Origin of the sequence: Inquilinus sp. 2KB_23, assembly GCF_052115705.1 — a bacterium.
GTDB classification, from domain to species: domain Bacteria; phylum Pseudomonadota; class Alphaproteobacteria; order DSM-16000; family Inquilinaceae; genus Inquilinus; species Inquilinus ginsengisoli_A.
In genome coordinates this window covers 1-951 of the sequence record NZ_JBFRHF010000083.1, presented here as the reverse complement: position 1 = coordinate 951, position 951 = coordinate 1, and the positions used below count along the sequence as shown (strand labels likewise).

The 951-nt window shown below is 64.1% G+C and carries 1 protein-coding gene; it reads left to right on the top strand.

The annotated features are described in order from the left end of the window. Window positions 1–20: 20 nt before the first annotated feature. Window positions 21–951: AMP-binding protein (locus tag AB4112_RS35985; RefSeq protein WP_441727267.1), on the top strand; the 931-nt coding region annotated here is incomplete at its 3' end.

The following is a 951-nucleotide window of genomic DNA, read 5'->3' as shown; positions in this document are numbered from 1 at the left end:
CCCCCGAGCGCCTCGCCTTCATGCTCAAGGACGCCGACCCCAGGCTCGTCCTCACCGCCGGCACCGCCGGCCGCGCCCTGCCCGACACCGCCCCGCTCCTCCGCCTCGACGACACCGCACTCCTCGCCCAGCTCGAACGCTCCCCCGACACCAACCCCACCGACGACACCCGCCTGCACCCCCTCCAACCCCTCCACCCCGCCTATCTCATCTACACCTCCGGCTCCACCGGAACTCCAAAGGGCGTGGTGGTCTCACATCGAAGTTTAACGAACAAGCTCCTAACGTTAGGTGCTGATATCGGGCTCGGCCCGAAGAAGTTCGTCGCCTGGACGACGAGCATCGGCTTCGATCCCTCGCTCGAACAGATTTTACTGCCACTGACACATAGCGGTGGCGTTGTTCCGGTCTCTGATGAAGATCGCGTCAACGGCCAGCAGCTATCGAGGCTCATACGTCGACACGCGGTTTCTGTTTTGAACGTGACTCCAACCCTGCTCCTTCAACTGCTGGATTCAAATGTAGAGATCACGGAGCTGGACCAACTGCTGATTGGTGGCGAGGCATTCTCTCTCGATTTACTGTTGCGACTCGGTTCTTCTTGGCTTCAGCCGAAACAGATCCTCAATCTCTACGGTCCCACCGAGACTTGCGTTGACGTGGTTGGATGCAACGTGTCCGGCCTCCAAGGAACAGTCGTCCCCATTGGCCGGCCTCTGCCCAACACGCGTGTGTATGTGCTGGACGGTGGGCTGCATCCGGTGCCTGCGGGAGTGCCGGGGGAGCTGTACATCGCGGGGGCGGGTCTGGCGCGGGGCTATCTCAACCGCCCGGGCCTGACCGCCGAGCGCTTCGTCGCCTGCCCCTTCGGGCCTCCCGGCGCCCGCATGTACCGCACCGGCGACCTCGCCCGCTGGCGCCCCGACGGCGTCCTCGACTTCCTAGGCCGCG